Genomic DNA, 15,669 nt, shown 5'->3' with positions numbered 1-15,669 from the left:
GTCAACTTAGTCAGGAATTAATCTTAAAACTGACAACTATTTTCAGTACACCTCACACCTGAAGAATCGGTCTCTCAAAACGCACTGACGTTTCATCTTAAACGCAAGGACGTTTCCATCCAAACGCACTTGCGTTTTGTCTTAAACGTCGAAGCGTTTTGATTCAAACGTAAGTGCGTTTTCCCTGAAATGTACTTGCGTTTTTATACAAACACAAAATAAATATAATCCGTATTATGTTTAATTATAAAAAAATAGATATACCTCCTATTAGGGAAAACGGAAAATTCTAAAAAGCACGGCGACAAATTAATAGACAGTAAAATTTAAAAACGAAAGAAGAATATAAACCATTGGAGCAAACAAACAATCAGGGCCAGATTCTAAAAAAGAATCCAGCCCTGCCAAAATTTAAAAAGAATCAGTTTATTTGATTACCAGAATCGGTGTATTGGAATGGAAAATCATCCTCCGTGCAATACTCGGATTAAACAACCGGGCAAAGATATTCCGCTTGTAATTGGACAGACACAGCACATCGATGCCTTTTTCCTTCACATAATTATCGAGATTGCTGAGCAGACTTTCTCCGCCCAGCATATCATAATCAATGGTCAATTGCGGATACTGTTTCTTAAAATATTCCTGAATGCCTACCAACTTGATTTCGTTCCATGTACGTTTCTGCGCATTATCACTCAAATGAATGAACGATACTTCAAAATGATAATCCTTAAAGGTAGTCACCAAAGAATCAAAAGCAATCAAGTCGCGCTGGTCAAAACTGGTAAAGAACGCAATCTTATGAATATCATCAAAATTCTTTTTTACGGCATTCTTCGGAATAGCATATACAAATACCGGACTACGGTCAATGATTTCCGCTGTCACACTGCCTATCAGGTCCATTTCCTTTTCTCCCTTTCCACGGGTTCCCATAATGATGATAAGCGGCCTTTCTTCGCGTGCATAATGCAAGATTTCCTCCTCCGGTACCCCTTCCTTCAGCACGCAAGTATATTTCACGTCGGGCAACTCTCCTTTCGCAATACGGTCCTTAATACTGCCGGTGAGCTTGTTCAGCTGCTCGTGAATGTTGTCGAGCATACTCTTGATACCCAGTTCATGTTCCATAGGCAGCCCGTAACTCTCCGTAGCATATTGGAGACTCGGCATATACACCGGACTGAAATACACATGCATCAATACCACTTCGGCCTGAATTTTGGACGCAAAGTTGAAACCAAACTCACACGCCGCCATTGAATAGTCGGAAAAGTCTACCGGCACCAAAATCTGCTTGCTGTGATTTTCTTTTGGTTTTTCCTCATTAATCACATCATCGGCCAGCCATGCAGAACTTTCAATGATTTTCAATGCCCTGGGCAAATCGCTTTCACGAATACGGATTCTCACCCCTGAAGAAATGACGGGTTGAATCAGATTGACATTGTGGATGCATGCCTCAATTCCTTCATTTTCAAGCACATTCTTAAGAATCTGGGCTTTAGAATAAGTAAGAATGGCCAGTGTTACAAGTTTTTCTTCCATGGCTTCTGCATTTTAAGGTTAATATCTGACAACAAGGGCTGCAACCGGAACGGACACTCTCCCACTCCTTGTTACAGCCCTTATCTTATTTCTTTCTTAAGCGCGTTGTTCTTCTTTCAGAATGGCTATCGCCTTATCGAGCACCGTCGTATCGTCCAGCATCACCAATCCGCCGTCAGGCCCCGGCTCCAAATGAATACCTACACTTTTCCCATCCTTGAAATTGTGTCCTCCAAAGAAATTGCGCACCGTTTCCACACTGAGGTTCAGTTCATCGGCAATACGATGCATGCTGCCTGAGGGCAATGAGTCTTTGATTTTACGGAGTTCGTTAAAAGTTATTGTTCTGTTCATAGTAGTCAAAATTAAGTGTTAGACAAATTGTTTTTTATTATCGATTTAAATATAGCAAAAGATTGTGACAGCGCAAACTTTCAATTTGTTTTTTTTTGAAAATATCTTCCTTCCGGGTTAAAAATGCAGACTTTTTGCCACCATCATCCCCTTAATGACCGCATAAAGATAAGTCAAAATAAGTATGACATGAAGCATAGACACATCGTCTATCGTATATCCACTACGAGTATACTGGGTAGAAATGTATTGCGGACTATCGAAGAAGCGCCGGCAAATATAGGCATACAGCAAATACAACAGCCCACCGACAGCCAGTCCGACCAAGGCTCCGCACAAAATATCACCAGGATAATGTACTCCCAAATAAATGCGAGAATAAGAAGGTATCAATGCCCAAATAAACATCATACACGTAAAAGGCAGATAACGCACCAGCAACGACACGAACATGGCCACGGCAAAGGTATTGGCTGCATGACTGGAAATAAAGCCGTACAAGCCGCCCCGGTAACCGTTGACTGTCTGCACCATATACATCAGTTCCGGATCTTGCGTGGGCCGGAAACGCATGAAATAAGGCTTACAGAGTCCGGAAGCCAGCTGGTCGGCCACCAATACGCAAAGTCCTACCATCAGCGTGATGACAATGCCCTGCTGAATCCGGTTATTCTTAAAGATGACATACAGCAACACCACCATGGCCGCAATCCATGTGCGGGTGTCGGTCACCGTCCACATGAATCCGTCCCAAAACAAGGAATCACTTCCGTTCAACGAAAGCAGCAATGCCTTGTCGGCCTCGATGAGTTGCTGTATGTCTGCCATTTTTCAATAATTGAATTAAATAATTTCTATCGCCTCCGTCTTCACCCAACCTTTGTTGCCGTCTTCCAGGCGGATTTCTTTCCAGCCTTTCATGGAATTGTCTTCAATGAAGACTTTCGTTCCTTCGTGAAGCACAAACAGGTCAGTACCGCTTTCATTCGGCGTGCTCTTGACGTTGATGGTCGGTTCCATTACAATGGCACCTGTCCGGTTTACAAGTTCAGCTTTCTGCTCGCTGGCAAAGACATTGGCCAAGATTGTCAGCACCAGGAACACCACTCCTCCGATGAATCCGGTCTTCTTAATCCAAAGACGATTGCCGAAGATATAGAAAGAAACTCCAATCAGCAAAAGAATGAAGGAGAAAATTCCTACATAACCCCAGCTTTTCTCGCTCATCAGGTTGACCAGCGACTTATACCAAGTGACGATAAACACCTCTGCTGTCGGCGTAATGTTGTCCACCGTCTTGCTCCGGGCCATATCCAGGTTAAAGCGGATATCGGCATCTCCCGGGCTCAGCAAAAGTGCCCGCTCGTAGTTGAGCACTGCCTTGGGCGTGTTCTTCATCTTGAAGTAGGCATTACCCAGATTATAATAGATATCGGCCGACTCGCCCTGCGTCTGCAAGATTTGCTCGTACATAGCAGCGGCTTCACTGAACTTCTCCTTCTGATATGCCTGGTCAGCTTCTGCCTTCGTAGGAGCTGCCATCGCAAACTGGATGCACCCAATCAGTCCTATCAATAGTAAAGACAATTTCTTCATATTTAGTTGCTCTCCTATCCGTTTTAATGTTTGATACTGTTTTCCATTTTGCTGATCACTTCCACGGAAGCGGAATAAACCTTATCCATGGCCTCGTTCTCATCACCCGGCGCATAGCGTGCGTATTCACATTCATTGAGCACCCCAATGAACTCGGCAATCAAAGCCTCCTCTACGCCGTAATTGGTCAGTTCAGCTTCGATGTTGTCCTTTGAAAGCTGTGATACCGGAATACTGAGCTTGTCGCTGATGTATCCCCACAACGCCTTCAGCACTTCATCATAGAACTCGTTCTTCTTATTTTCGGCCAATAGCTTGCCAGCCAGTTTCATACGGCGAGTAGCCACCTTGTTGGCCTTCTTGGTCTTCATCTTGGCCACGTTGGCATTGTCGAGAGCCTTCTGGCGATAAATTACCGCAAAGACGATGAACAGCAGCAACGGAATCAGATAGCACAAATAATAACCTACGCTGCCGAAGAAGAATTCGCCTTTCGGACGAAGGGTCGTATTGCCCAACTTGATGAAGCGGACATCCTTGCCCAGCATCTTCACGTTCTCCTTGTTGGTGAAATCCGCAATCACCTGATCAGCATTGCCTTGTCCCTTTGCCACTTTCAGGTTGTATGCCTCTGTCTTGAGCGTCTTATAGCTGTTGCTCTTCAGGTCGAAATATGTGAATTCCACTGCCGGAACGGTAAAGTTACCGGCATGGCGCGGAATAGCCAGATATTCAAAGGTCTTTGTACCCGTCAGTCCGCTGTTGGTCAGCTTGTAATTGTCGGTCACTTTCGGGTCGTACACCTCAAAGTCCTGCGGGAACTTGATGTCGGGCGTACTGATCAGTTTCATGTTACCCGTACCCGTCAGGGTCAGCTTGATGGTTACGGCATCGTTGGTCTTCACGTCGGTAGCGTTGATAGACGAAGCCAGCTTGAAGTCACCCACCGCGCCCGAGAATCCGGCAGGCTTGGCCGGAAGCGGCTGCACGTTAATGACCAACTTGGGAGTAGTGATTTTCTTTTTCACCTCCACGTATCCTCCGCCATTGAAGAACGCATCAAACGGATCGTCGGAAGCTGTCTGCTGGGCAATCACCCCGTCGAATGTAATGGAGGGAATCTCCAGTTTGCCAGTCTGCTGCGGGAACAGTACATACTGGCTCCACACCGTCGTATTGTAATTCCGTCCCTTATAATGTTCCAGCGTGAAGGTCTTCTGCTGCGGCAATTCCACTTCCTGAGTATGGAAACCCTTCAAATCGGGCATCTTACCATACAACTGGCGAAGGTTCACCACTGTATATACTTTGTAAGTCAACAGAATGGCTTCCTGTTCGTGTACGGTCGTCTTGCTGGCCGTAGCCGTGATAAACAAATCATTAGACGTAATCCGGCTTCCTGCCACCTGACTCCGAGAAGAACTACCCCCTCCGCTATTTCCACCTTTTGAAGCCTGATCCTGTGGAAGCACTTTAATAGTCAAGGCATTGGAAAACACCTTCTTGCCATCAACCTCTACACTGGCCGACGGAATGGTATACGTACCTGGATTTCCAGCCATCAGAATATAGGTAAACGCCGTCGAACTGCTCGACGTACGTTTTCCGTTGATAATCTGAATACTGCTCTGCTGAGAACGGCTCGGTCCCATCAGCACATCGAAGCCCTTGATGGATGGAGCCCGGAAATCCTTGATATCTTGCGAATTGACCGTGAAAACCAGACGTACCTGGTCACCACTGACCACCACGTCGGCAGCTTCCGCCACAAACCGTACGTTGTCGGCCTTCACCTGTCCTACGGCAAGTATCGTAAAAAGTAAGAATATTATCTTTCGCATTCTTCTTTGATTTATAATTATTCGTTTGTTCTTCATCTCTGCTGGCTTACCAGTCTTTCTCCAGTTTGCGGCCCCGCACCTGAATCTGCTTCTTCACCTTGTCCTGTACGTTCTTTTCGTCCTGCATGGCGGCGTTGAGCAACTGTTCGGCATTCTCTTTCGACATCTGGTTCTGATTCTGCTGCGGTTGCTGCGGATTCTGTTGGTCCTTCTTGTTCTGTTCCTGCTGGTCCTTGTTCTGCTGTTTGTCGTCCTGCTTCTGGTCCTGCTTGTTCTGTTTCTGGTCCTGATTCTGCTGGTTCTGCTGCTGGTCTTTCAGCTGCTTCTGTGCCAGTGCCAGGTTGTAGCGGGTTTCATTGTCCTTCGGATTATTACGCAGGGATTCCTTATAGGCTTCGATACACTGCGGCAACTGCTTGGACGACTGCAGGATGACGCCCATGTTATGGTAAATCTGCGCCAGCTTCATCTTGTCCTTTTCAATCTTTGAAGCAGCGGTAAACTGTTCCATGGCCTCCTTCCCCTTCTGCTGCATCAGCAACGCATTGCCCAGGTTGTACATGGCATCGGCCGACTTGGGATTCAGTTCCAGTGCCTTCCGGTAGTCCACTTCTGCCTTGACAAACAAACTGTCCTTGTAGAGTTTGTTGCCGCTCCGCAGATAATCACGGTCTGTTTTCTGTGCATAACCCGCCACAGCAGTCATGGCCAGGCACATACACAGCATATATCCTTTCACTTTCATCTCCAATTTCATTTAAAGAGTTTCACATTCTTGAAAAGCGGATTCTTGCGGTTCAGAATCATCAGGTCGGCAGCCAACAACAAGATGGCCAGCCAGGCCAGTACCTGGAACTGCTCGTCGAATTCCGTAAAAACCTGCGTCTCCACGTCCGCCTTTGCCAGTTTGTTGATTTCCGCGTTCAAGGCTCTCTCCGCATTGTTGGTGTTGTCCACCCGCACATAAATGCCGTTTCCCGCCTTGGCGATTTCCTGACACATCTGTTCGTTCAAACGGGTCACAATCACATTACCGTCCTTGTCACGGCGGAACTCATTGCTGCCTTCCATTGGAATGGGCGATCCGTCGGGTGAACCGACTCCTAACACAAACACGCGGATTCCTTTCTTAGCAGCTGCCTGTGCGGCTTCTATCGCTCCTCCTTCGTGGTTTTCTCCATCCGTAATCAGCACGATGGCTCTTCCTACGCCTTCATTCGGCGTGAAACTTTTCATGGCCAAATCGATGGCCCCGCCGATATCCGTACCCTGCGTGGTAATCAACGACGGAGAGATAGTTTCCAGGAACATCTTGGCCGATACATAGTCGCTCGTAATCGGGAGTTGTGTAAAGGCCTGACCGGCAAACACAATCATGGCCACCTTGTCGTTGTTGAACGTTTCCACCAAACGAGAAATCAGTTTCTTCGACTTCTCCAGACGGCTGGGAGTGACATCCTGTGCCAACATGGAGTTGGAAATATCCAGTGCCACTACGGTTTCTACACCTTGCCGTTTCACCGTCTCCATCTTGGAACCGAACTGCGGACGGGCCAGCATGAAAATCACCATGGCCAGCGCGGCAAAAGTCAGCCAGAACTTGACATCGGGACGATATTTGGACACATCCGGCATCAAGTGTGCCAGCAGTTCCGGACTACCGTATTCGCGCAAGCGCTTGCGGCGGCGATAGTTCGTATAGAAATAGAACACAGCCAGCAAGGGCAGCACAATCAGTAAATATAAATATTGAGGTTCTCCAAATCGAAACATGGCTTCTTCTTTTGAGGTATTTTCTTTAATACTGTATTCCGCAACAGGATTTCAAGCAGGATGCTCAGGAACGCAATCAGGGCAAATACCTGATAAGCCTCTTCGCGCTTGCTGAATTCCTTCACGTTCAGTTTCGTCTTCTCCAGTTTGTCAATCTCGCGGTATACTTCTTTCAGCTTGGTATTGCTGGTAGCCCGGAAATAGTTTCCGTTGGTAGTACCCGCAATCTGACTCATGGTCTGTTCGTCGATTTCTACCGGCATCTGCACATACTGCACACCCGCATAGGTCTGCATCGGATAAGGAGCCGTTCCGTTGGTTCCTACACCGATGGTGTACACGCGGATACCAAACTGCTTGGCAATCTCGGCCGCCGTCAGCGGAGAGATGTCTCCCCGGTTGTTCACACCATCCGTCAGCAGGATAATCACCTTCGACTTGGCCTTGCTGTCTTTCAGACGGCTCACTGCGTTGGCCAGTCCCATACCCAGTGCCGTACCGTCTTCAATCATTCCGCGCTGCACCATGTCACAGCCCACACTCTGGAACAAGTTCAGCAACACCCCGTGGTCGACCGTCAGCGGACACTGCGTGAAAGCCTCTCCCGCAAAGACAGTCAGACCGATGTTGTCGTTCGGACGTCCGTTGATGAACTCCGCTGCCACCTGCTTGGCCGCCTCGATACGGTTCGGCTTCAAGTCCTCTGCCAGCATACTGGTCGATACGTCGACCGCCAGCATGATGTCGATACCTTCAATCTCCGTATTCTGCCAGTTATCCGTAGTCTGCGGGCGTGCCAGCACCAGCACAATCATCACAAACGTCAAGATACGGAGCACGAACGGTGCATGCAGCAAATACACCTTCCAACTGCGCGGAGCCTGCATGTACATCCGTGTGGTAGATACCTGCATGGTCGGTTCCGTTTTCTTGCGGCGCATCACGTACCACACAATATACGGAATCAGCAGCAACAGCAGGAACAGATATTCTATATTCGCAAAAATCATAGTCTCAACTCATTTTAAAATTAAAAAAAGAGGTCGATGAGGTGACGCACAGACAGATACAAAGCAATCAATGCGGCAATGCCCGTAATGGCAATGCTGCAGAGCAGTACAATCCGTCCCTGTTTGGAACGTTTTTCCTCCACCTTGATTTCCGTCGGCTCCTTCTTGGCATTCGGATCTTCCTCTATCTTGGTCTGGTTGATGAAATCCACGGCATTCACCAAGTTCATGTCGTTCTCGTTCATCAGCGGCGCATATTTGGCAAACTTCACCAGGTCAGCCGTTTCAAACATCGCCTTCAGGTCACGGATGGAATCCTTGTCCTTTTCCTCCAGCAAGCGTTCGATGATTTCCGAAGAAGTCATCTCCATGGCATTGAAGCCGAAACGCTCCTTTATATATACACGAATCACATCAGTCAGTTCCGTGTAATATGCTTTCGGATCCTCACGTTTGGCAGCCTTGTCGGCCTTGATGGTCTCAATCTTCTTCATGGCAGCCAGATGAGGAGGCAACTTCGGTTCTATCTTGATAATCTTGATAATCGGCTTGTTGTCGCGATAGCGGATGACAAAGAAGACGGTCACCACTCCCAATGCGATGAACAACAGGATGGAATACACCAACGGTGCCAGGTCATCCCAAGTGAGAGGTACCTCCTGAATGGTTTTCGGACCAAAGAACTGGTCGGGATGCAACGTATCCACCGGAATGGAATACACCTTCAGGGCCAGCGCCTTGGAACGGTAGGCCTTGTCATTGACCAGTACTTCAAACGGCGGCAGGTAATACAAAGCCGAGTCGAAAGAAGTCACCGTATATTCCTGTGAAATCAGCCAGCGCTTGTTGTCGTTGAGCAGTTGGGTATCCGGTTTAGCCACATCCAAAATCTCCACTCCCCTGACCAGTGTGTCACGAAGCAGCGGCAACCTCAGTTTCTGGTTGGCATCCATGCTGACCTGCAATTTAATCTTGGCCTGCTCTCCAATCAGTAACTGAAGGGAGTCGATAGTCGCTTCCACCGTCACCGACTGGGCTTTCAGTCCGGATACTCCGCACAAAATCAGCACCACGCAGCAACATGCCTTCATCATTTTCGTACAATATAATAAAAAATGTCTCATGTCAACTGTCAGTTTCGTTTAGCAAATAAATTCAACAACGCCTTCACATAATCCTGGTCCGTACGGACAGACACAGAATCCACATTACTGTGCGTGAAGGTTTCGTTCAGCTTCTGCTGTCTTTCCTTCCACCAGGCGTGGTGTGCATTCCGCAGCGCCTTGGAAGAAGTGTCAATCCACTGTTCATGACCGGTTTCCGCATCACGTACCAGCATCAGGCCCACATCGGGAAGCTCTTCCAGCCGGCGGTCGTACACCTGTACCGCCACCACATCGTGCTTCCGGTTGGCAATGGTCAACGCATTCTGGAAGTCCCGGTCGTCGATAAAATCGCTGAGGATGAACGCCGTACAGCGTTTCTTCAACACATTCGTCAGGTACTCGATGGCACACTGCAGATTGGTCCGTTGGCTTTCGGGCTTGAAATCAAGCAGCTCACGGATAATATACAAGATGTGCTTGCGTCCTTTCTTGGGAGGGATAAATTTCTCAATCCGGTCGGAAAAGAAAATCACACCAATCTTATCGTTATTCTGGATGGCAGAAAAAGCAAGCGTGGCGGCAATCTCCGTCACCATATCCTTCTTCAGCTGCTTGATGGTACCGAAATCCAGACTGTTGGACACGTCCACCAGCAACATGACCGTCAGTTCACGTTCCTCCTCAAAGACTTTCACGAATGGTTTGTCGAAGCGAGCGGTCACATTCCAGTCTATATCGCGCACGTCATCCCCAAACTGATATTCCCGGACTTCGGAGAACGCCATACCCCGACCCTTGAAGGCCGAATGATACTGGCCGGCAAAAATATTGCTTGAAAGTCCCCTCGTCTTGATTTCAATCTGACGGACACGCTTTAAAAGTTCACTTGTCTCCATTCCTTTAGTATTTGACCGTGCCCCTGCGGAATCGACCGAGGAACACGGTTGAATCGTTTATAATCTATGCAGCCTTTCCGCTGCGGATAAATGCCGACGGGAACACTTTCCTTCCCGTCTGCCCCATTATCAAGCGGCGGGCATCAGGGCACTTCTACCTTGTTCAAGATCTTGCTGACGATTTCGTCGGAAGTCACATTGGTAGCTTCTGCCTCGTAAGTCAGTCCGATACGGTGACGGAGCACGTCGTGTGCCACGGCACGCACATCTTCCGGAATCACATATCCACGACGCTTGATGAAGGCATAGCTGCGGGCAGCCAGTGCCAAGTTGATAGACGCACGAGGTGAACCACCGAAGCCTATCAGGCCCTTCAAGTCTTTCAAATCATATTTTTCCGGATAACGGGTAGCAAACACGATGTCGGCAATATATTGTTCAATTTTTTCATCGAGATATACCTGGCGAACCACTTCACGGGCTGCAATGATGTCTTCAGCCTTCAGAATCGGACGGATTTCCACACGTTCGCCGGAGATGTTCTGACGGACAATCTTCTTTTCCTCTTCCAACTTCGGATAATCGATGATAACCTTCAGCATGAAACGGTCCACCTGTGCTTCCGGCAGCGGATAGGTACCTTCCTGTTCAATCGGGTTCTGTGTTGCCATTACCAAGAAAGGTTTCGGTAAAGCGAACGTCTGCTTGCCCAGTGTCACCTGACGTTCCTGCATGGCCTCGAGCAAAGCACTCTGTACTTTTGCCGGGGCACGGTTAATTTCATCGGCCAATACGAAATTAGCGAAGATAGGTCCCTTGTTGGCGATGAACTGTTCATCCTTCTGACTGTAAATCATGGTACCGATGATATCGGCCGGCAGCAAATCAGGAGTAAACTGCACACGACTGTATTTGGAGTCTATCAATGAGGCAAGAGTCTTAATCGCCAATGTTTTTGCCAACCCCGGCACACCTTCCAGCAAAATATGTCCATCGGAAAGCAACCCGATCAACAAAGATTCAATAAGGTGTTTTTGACCTACGATTACCTGATTCATTCCTTCCATCAGGTTGGTTACGAATGCGCTCTGGCGTTCGATACGTTCGTTTAATTCACGAATGTCAATAGCTTCAGCCATAATTTTCTTCTATTTTAGTTCCTATTTCTTTCATTAAAAAAAGTCCTTTTTACATAGATACCTAAAAGAACACCCCAAAATTACGGCATTCCATTAACAGGCACAATAAATTTTGATAAAAAAATATAGACTGTTTTCCCCTTTTAAGGCTTATTGAACTAAAGAAGATTAAAAAGGCCCTGTTTCGATTGAAACAAGACCATTCTCTATTTTTTAGGAGTCAGTTGTGGAATCTGGATAGTAGTACCCACTGGCACATTGTCCGGATTCTTGATGATAGACTTATTATGCTTTACTAAATAAGGCCACAATTTCTTGTTGCCATAGAATTTCAGAGCCACCCGTACCAAGCTTTCTCCGGGACGGAGTGTGTAAGATGCCTGCGTACCTGTAATCTGGTATTCCACCGTGTCGGCCAAAGTTTCCCGCTTTACCGGTACCACGGCCGTCGTTTCATTTTTTCCCGTTTGGACAGGAGTTGCGGTCACCACCTTCTGCTCTTGCTTTACCGTATCCGGACGCTGCCCTCTCTGTATCTGGGATGAATCCACTTTCACCGTCAAAGTATCTGCTACTTTGGAAGAATCTGGCACGACAGGAGCCACTTTCTGCTGCTGTTTCTGCTGCATCAAGTACTCCACCACTTCTTCCGGTACATATCGCCGCCCAGAAGTCAACGCCCAGGTAATCAATCCTCCTATAAAGATACCGACCAACAGGATTGAAGCAATCATACACCACGGAATGTGTCGTTCCTTGTCTCTTTCCGGTACAGCCGCATCAGCTTCTGGAATGTTCATTTCCTGCACAAGCGTTTCTGTATCCGCTGCTTCCGTCGGCTCTTCTTTCTCTTCCACCGACGGATCTGCGGCTACTTCCAGACACGATGCCTCCGGCTGCTGTTCGAAGGAAGAAGAAACCACATCAGTTTCTGTCGTATCTGTATCAGACTCCGATTCTTCTTCTGCCCCCTCCGGCAATACACCTTCTTCCGGGAGGTCGGCAAAATGCACCTCATCTTTGAGCAGCACCGACTGGAAATGTGCAAAAGGTTTGTTGATCAGGTCTCGCAACCCTGCCTCCGGAATGAACGATACACGGGTATGTCCCTTGATTTCAATGGCTTCTCCCGTGTTTACATCCACACTTTTCCGAGCCTCTATATTGATAAGTTTAAAGGTACCTAACCCTTTCACCTTTACATACTTGTCGCGTGTCAAGGCTTCCTCAATCAAAGAGAGGAACTCCTTCACAAACAGTTCCGCATCTGCCTCATTCAACTGGCATTTCTGCGCAAACAATTCCACAAGTTCTTGTAAGGTTATTTTCTCATTCATCAGTTGACACGTTTTTAAACTTTTCTTTCAGAGCTGCGCTCGGCTTGAAGGCCAGCGTCAATTTGGGAGGTACCAGAAAACGTTGACGAGTGACAGGATTCACAGAGATACGCTCCATCTTCTTCTTTACCTCAAACGCGCCGAAACCTTGCAGACTGACCGTCTTGTCGTCCTGCAAAGCCTGCGACATACATTCGGCAAACGAAGCGACCAAAGAAGCCGTCTCCTTCCCCGGCCTGTTCACACGGCGGGAAAGCTCCTCTATGAATTCCTTATTTGTCATTGGATTATTTTACAATTCTTGCGTACAAATCAAAATCATCTGCATCATACACCTTCACCCGATGGAAAGTACCGGTCTTCAGCCGGTGTTCACCTGCTTCAATCAGAACTTCCGGATCTACTTCCGGTGAATCAAACTGCGTACGGCCGATGTAATAGTCACCTTCTTTCCGGTCGATGATGACCTTAAACTCCTGTCCGATTTTCTGGTGCGCCAGTTCGGCCGAAATTTCCTGCTGCAACGCCATCAGTTCATCCAAACGCCGCAACTTTACTTCCTGAGGTATCTCATCTTTGTAATGCTTGGCTGAATAGGTCCCTTCCTCTTCCGAATAAGCGAATGCGCCCATACGTTCAAAACGAGCCTTGCGCACAAATTCCTTCAGTTCTTCAAAGTCCTGCTCTGTTTCTCCGGGATGTCCCACCATCAGTGTGGTACGCAAATGAATACCCGGTACCTCCTGACGGAACTTCTCAATCAGACGGTATGTTTCTTCCTTAGTCACATGACGGCGCATCTTCTCCAGCATATTGTCGCTGATGTGCTGCAAGGCAATGTCCATGTACTTGCACACATTGTCATTTTCCCGCATCACACGGAACAAGTCTTCCGGGAAGTGAGCCGGATAAGCATAATGCAGACGAATCCATTCCACGCCCGGGATATGCGCCATCTGCTCAATCAGCTCCGGCAACATCTGTTTCTTATACAAATCTACACCGTAATACGTCAGTTCCTGCGCAATAACCTGGAATTCCTTCACCCCTTCCGACACCAACAGACGCACCTCGTCCAGAATTTCTTCCATCGGACGGGACACATGTTTTCCGGTAATGATAGGAATGGCACAATACGCACACTTGCGGTCGCAGCCTTCCGAAATCTTCAGGTAAGCATAATGCTTGGGGGTAGTCAAATGACGTTCAATGGCAAATTCAGAATGATATGCCTTGCCCAAATCGGCCAGCAACTCATTCCAGTTGAACTTCCCATAAAACTTGTCCACCTGCGGAATCTCCATCTGCAAATCCTTCAGATAACGTTCCGACAGACAGCCCATCACATAGAGCTTCTTCAGCCGGCCTTCTTCCTTGGCCTGACAGAACTCCAGTATCATGTTGATAGACTCTTCCTTGGCATCGCCAATAAAACCGCACGTATTGATGACGGCTATTTCTCCCTGAGGGTGGGCACTGTCGTGCGTCACTTTGTATCCGTTGGCTTCCAGCTGTTTCATCAGCTTTTCAGAATCCACCAGATTCTTTGAGCACCCTAATGTAATAATATCAATTGTATTCTTTCTCATTTCTCTGTGGTTGAGCCAAACAACGAATCCACGAATTCCCGACGACGGAAGACCTGAAGATCTTCAATTCCTTCTCCCAGCCCGATATATTTTACCGGAATCTTAAACTGGTCGGAAATACCGATGACCACGCCACCCTTGGCGGTTCCGTCAAGCTTGGTAATGGCCATTGCAGTTACTTCCGTAGCCAGCGTGAACTGTTTGGCTTGTTCAAACGCATTCTGTCCGGTAGAACCGTCGAGCACCAGCAACACCTCATGCGGCGCATCGGGAACCACCTTCTTCATCACGTTCTTGATTTTGGTCAGCTCGTTCATCAAGCCGATTTTATTGTGCAGACGACCTGCCGTATCAATAATGACCACATCCGCATTATTAGCCTTGGCCGAACTCAGCGTGTCGAAAGCCACCGAAGCCGGATCGGCCCCCATTTTCTGCTTAATGACTGGTACACCTACCCGTTCGCCCCAAATGTCCAACTGCTCCACGGCGGCTGCACGGAACGTGTCGGCTGCGCCCAAATAGACTTTCTTTCCTGCTTTTTTGAACTGATAAGCCAGTTTCCCGATGGTTGTAGTCTTTCCCACTCCGTTCACACCCACTACCATGATGACATACGGAGTCTTACCTTGTGGCACGTCAAAATCTGCCGTATCCACCGTATTGTTTTCCATCAGCAGTGCCGCGATTTCTTCCCGAAGAATATTATTCAGTTCCTGGGTATTTACATACTTGTCTTTCGACACCCTGGCTTCAATGCGCTTGATAATATTCAGCGTAGTTTCCACTCCTACATCAGACGTAATGAGCACTTCCTCCAGATTGTCCAACACCTCGTCGTCTACCTTCGACTTTCCAGCTACTGCACGTGCAATCTTGCTGAATACACTTTCTTTGGTTTTAGACAATCCTTTGTCTAACGTCTCTTTTTTTTCCTTTGAGAAAAAACTAAAAAATCCCATACAACATAACTTTTATCAGTTTCTGACACAAAGATAAAACTATTATAGTTTACACACAAAAAAAAGTTCCTTTCATATTGAAATGAAAGGAACTTTTATTTAGCATTTTATAATTGACTCGCTAAATTATTTCTTGAAGAAGTCCTGAACTTTATCGTTAGGAACCATCTGTTCGTCAAAAACGTAAGCACCTGTTTTCGGAGACTTAACCATTTTGATAACCTTAGTATAAGAACGGCCTTCTTTACCTGTCTGAAGGGTTGCGACTGTTTTCTTTGCCATGGTCTGTTATTATTTAATTTCTTTATGAACTGTTACTCTTTTCAAAATAGGATTGTACTTCTTCAGTTCCAATCTTTCAGTGGTATTTTTTCTGTTCTTTGTTGTAATATAACGAGAAGTTCCCGGCATACCACTATCCTTCATTTCTGTGCATTCAAGGATTACCTGTACTCTGTTTCCTTTAGCTTTCTTAGCCATAGTCTTTCTCTCCTTTTAATTAACCAATAATTTTG

General features: G+C 47.2%; 17 protein-coding genes. All 17 read right to left on the bottom strand.

Annotated elements, in window-relative coordinates; all coding sequences use genetic code 11:
* Positions 1–426: 426 nt before the first annotated feature.
* A complete protein-coding gene (locus tag RDP42_RS11395; protein WP_308763776.1) occupies positions 427–1,551 on the bottom strand; it encodes a universal stress protein in 1,125 nt (374 codons plus the stop codon).
* A gap of 96 nt (positions 1,552–1,647) precedes the next feature.
* Positions 1,648–1,905: a DNA-binding protein gene (locus tag RDP42_RS11390; protein ID WP_072542634.1), complete on the bottom strand. Its 258-nt coding sequence runs from the start codon at positions 1,903–1,905 to the stop codon at positions 1,648–1,650.
* A 117-nt stretch (positions 1,906–2,022) separates the two neighbouring features.
* Positions 2,023–2,733 carry a phosphatase PAP2 family protein gene (locus RDP42_RS11385; protein WP_308763775.1) on the bottom strand — a complete coding sequence of 237 codons (711 nt, stop codon included), beginning with the start codon at positions 2,731–2,733 and terminating at the stop codon, positions 2,023–2,025.
* Positions 2,734–2,748: 15 nt separating this feature from the next.
* The gene (locus RDP42_RS11380; RefSeq protein WP_308763774.1) at positions 2,749–3,501 is read right to left on the bottom strand and encodes a tetratricopeptide repeat protein; all 753 of its coding nucleotides are present in this window, start codon (positions 3,499–3,501) and stop codon (positions 2,749–2,751) included.
* A 23-nt stretch (positions 3,502–3,524) separates the two neighbouring features.
* Positions 3,525–5,342: a BatD family protein gene (locus RDP42_RS11375; protein ID WP_308763773.1), complete on the bottom strand. Its 1,818-nt coding sequence runs from the start codon at positions 5,340–5,342 to the stop codon at positions 3,525–3,527.
* Between the two features lie 46 nt (positions 5,343–5,388).
* A complete protein-coding gene (locus tag RDP42_RS11370) occupies positions 5,389–6,087 on the bottom strand; it encodes a tetratricopeptide repeat protein (protein WP_308763772.1) in 699 nt (232 codons plus the stop codon).
* Between the two features lie 8 nt (positions 6,088–6,095).
* Entirely contained in the window at positions 6,096–7,115 is a 1,020-nt protein-coding gene (locus RDP42_RS11365; RefSeq protein ID WP_308763771.1) for a VWA domain-containing protein, read from the bottom strand.
* Positions 7,076–8,125: a VWA domain-containing protein gene (locus tag RDP42_RS11360; RefSeq protein WP_308763770.1), complete on the bottom strand. Its 1,050-nt coding sequence runs from the start codon at positions 8,123–8,125 to the stop codon at positions 7,076–7,078. The genes RDP42_RS11365 and RDP42_RS11360 overlap by 40 nt, the downstream gene beginning before the upstream one ends.
* Positions 8,126–8,145: 20 nt before the next feature.
* The gene (locus tag RDP42_RS11355; protein WP_308763769.1) at positions 8,146–9,219 is read right to left on the bottom strand and encodes a hypothetical protein; all 1,074 of its coding nucleotides are present in this window, start codon (positions 9,217–9,219) and stop codon (positions 8,146–8,148) included.
* Between the two features lie 38 nt (positions 9,220–9,257).
* Positions 9,258–10,127 (bottom strand): DUF58 domain-containing protein, encoded by an 870-nt coding sequence (locus tag RDP42_RS11350; RefSeq protein WP_022353711.1) that lies wholly within the window; start codon positions 10,125–10,127, stop codon positions 9,258–9,260.
* A gap of 143 nt (positions 10,128–10,270) precedes the next feature.
* Positions 10,271–11,266 carry a MoxR family ATPase gene (locus RDP42_RS11345; RefSeq protein ID WP_177866156.1) on the bottom strand — a complete coding sequence of 332 codons (996 nt, stop codon included), beginning with the start codon at positions 11,264–11,266 and terminating at the stop codon, positions 10,271–10,273.
* A 206-nt stretch (positions 11,267–11,472) separates the two neighbouring features.
* On the bottom strand, positions 11,473–12,603 hold the full coding sequence (locus RDP42_RS11340) for an HU family DNA-binding protein (protein ID WP_308763768.1): 1,131 nt from the start codon (positions 12,601–12,603) through the stop codon (positions 11,473–11,475).
* Positions 12,596–12,886 (bottom strand): HU family DNA-binding protein, encoded by a 291-nt coding sequence (locus RDP42_RS11335; RefSeq protein WP_308763767.1) that lies wholly within the window; start codon positions 12,884–12,886, stop codon positions 12,596–12,598. Before RDP42_RS11335 ends, RDP42_RS11340 begins: the two co-directional genes overlap by 8 nt.
* A 4-nt stretch (positions 12,887–12,890) precedes the next feature.
* Entirely contained in the window at positions 12,891–14,192 is a 1,302-nt protein-coding gene (gene rimO / locus RDP42_RS11330) for a 30S ribosomal protein S12 methylthiotransferase RimO (RefSeq protein WP_308763766.1), read from the bottom strand.
* On the bottom strand, positions 14,189–15,154 hold the full coding sequence (gene ftsY, locus RDP42_RS11325; RefSeq protein ID WP_303911911.1) for a signal recognition particle-docking protein FtsY: 966 nt from the start codon (positions 15,152–15,154) through the stop codon (positions 14,189–14,191). Before ftsY ends, rimO begins: the two co-directional genes overlap by 4 nt.
* Before the next feature lie 126 nt (positions 15,155–15,280).
* Positions 15,281–15,436 (bottom strand): DUF4295 domain-containing protein, encoded by a 156-nt coding sequence (locus RDP42_RS11320; RefSeq protein ID WP_008142311.1) that lies wholly within the window; start codon positions 15,434–15,436, stop codon positions 15,281–15,283.
* A gap of 9 nt (positions 15,437–15,445) precedes the next feature.
* The gene (gene rpmG, locus RDP42_RS11315; RefSeq protein ID WP_005841291.1) at positions 15,446–15,634 is read right to left on the bottom strand and encodes a 50S ribosomal protein L33; all 189 of its coding nucleotides are present in this window, start codon (positions 15,632–15,634) and stop codon (positions 15,446–15,448) included.
* Positions 15,635–15,669: the final 35 nt, after the last annotated feature.

The sequence above is a fragment of the uncultured Bacteroides sp. genome (genome assembly GCF_902472605.1).
GTDB lineage: Bacteria > Bacteroidota > Bacteroidia > Bacteroidales > Bacteroidaceae > Phocaeicola.
This window is presented reverse-complemented; position numbering and strand designations above follow the sequence as displayed.

Coding starts and splice junctions, on each gene's coding strand:
- RDP42_RS11395 (WP_308763776.1), bottom strand. CDS start 1,551: ATGGAAGAAAAACTTGTAACACTGGCCATTCTTACTTATTCTAAAGCC.
- RDP42_RS11390 (WP_072542634.1), bottom strand. CDS start 1,905: ATGAACAGAACAATAACTTTTAACGAACTCCGTAAAATCAAAGACTCA.
- RDP42_RS11385 (WP_308763775.1), bottom strand. CDS start 2,733: ATGGCAGACATACAGCAACTCATCGAGGCCGACAAGGCATTGCTGCTT.
- RDP42_RS11380 (WP_308763774.1), bottom strand. CDS start 3,501: ATGAAGAAATTGTCTTTACTATTGATAGGACTGATTGGGTGCATCCAG.
- RDP42_RS11375 (WP_308763773.1), bottom strand. CDS start 5,342: ATGCGAAAGATAATATTCTTACTTTTTACGATACTTGCCGTAGGACAG.
- RDP42_RS11370 (WP_308763772.1), bottom strand. CDS start 6,087: ATGAAAGTGAAAGGATATATGCTGTGTATGTGCCTGGCCATGACTGCT.
- RDP42_RS11365 (WP_308763771.1), bottom strand. CDS start 7,115: ATGTTTCGATTTGGAGAACCTCAATATTTATATTTACTGATTGTGCTG.
- RDP42_RS11360 (WP_308763770.1), bottom strand. CDS start 8,125: ATGATTTTTGCGAATATAGAATATCTGTTCCTGCTGTTGCTGCTGATT.
- RDP42_RS11355 (WP_308763769.1), bottom strand. CDS start 9,219: ATGATGAAGGCATGTTGCTGCGTGGTGCTGATTTTGTGCGGAGTATCC.
- RDP42_RS11350 (WP_022353711.1), bottom strand. CDS start 10,127: ATGGAGACAAGTGAACTTTTAAAGCGTGTCCGTCAGATTGAAATCAAG.
- RDP42_RS11345 (WP_177866156.1), bottom strand. CDS start 11,266: ATGGCTGAAGCTATTGACATTCGTGAATTAAACGAACGTATCGAACGC.
- RDP42_RS11340 (WP_308763768.1), bottom strand. CDS start 12,603: ATGAATGAGAAAATAACCTTACAAGAACTTGTGGAATTGTTTGCGCAG.
- RDP42_RS11335 (WP_308763767.1), bottom strand. CDS start 12,886: ATGACAAATAAGGAATTCATAGAGGAGCTTTCCCGCCGTGTGAACAGG.
- rimO (WP_308763766.1), bottom strand. CDS start 14,192: ATGAGAAAGAATACAATTGATATTATTACATTAGGGTGCTCAAAGAAT.
- ftsY (WP_303911911.1), bottom strand. CDS start 15,154: ATGGGATTTTTTAGTTTTTTCTCAAAGGAAAAAAAAGAGACGTTAGAC.
- RDP42_RS11320 (WP_008142311.1), bottom strand. CDS start 15,436: ATGGCAAAGAAAACAGTCGCAACCCTTCAGACAGGTAAAGAAGGCCGT.
- rpmG (WP_005841291.1), bottom strand. CDS start 15,634: ATGGCTAAGAAAGCTAAAGGAAACAGAGTACAGGTAATCCTTGAATGC.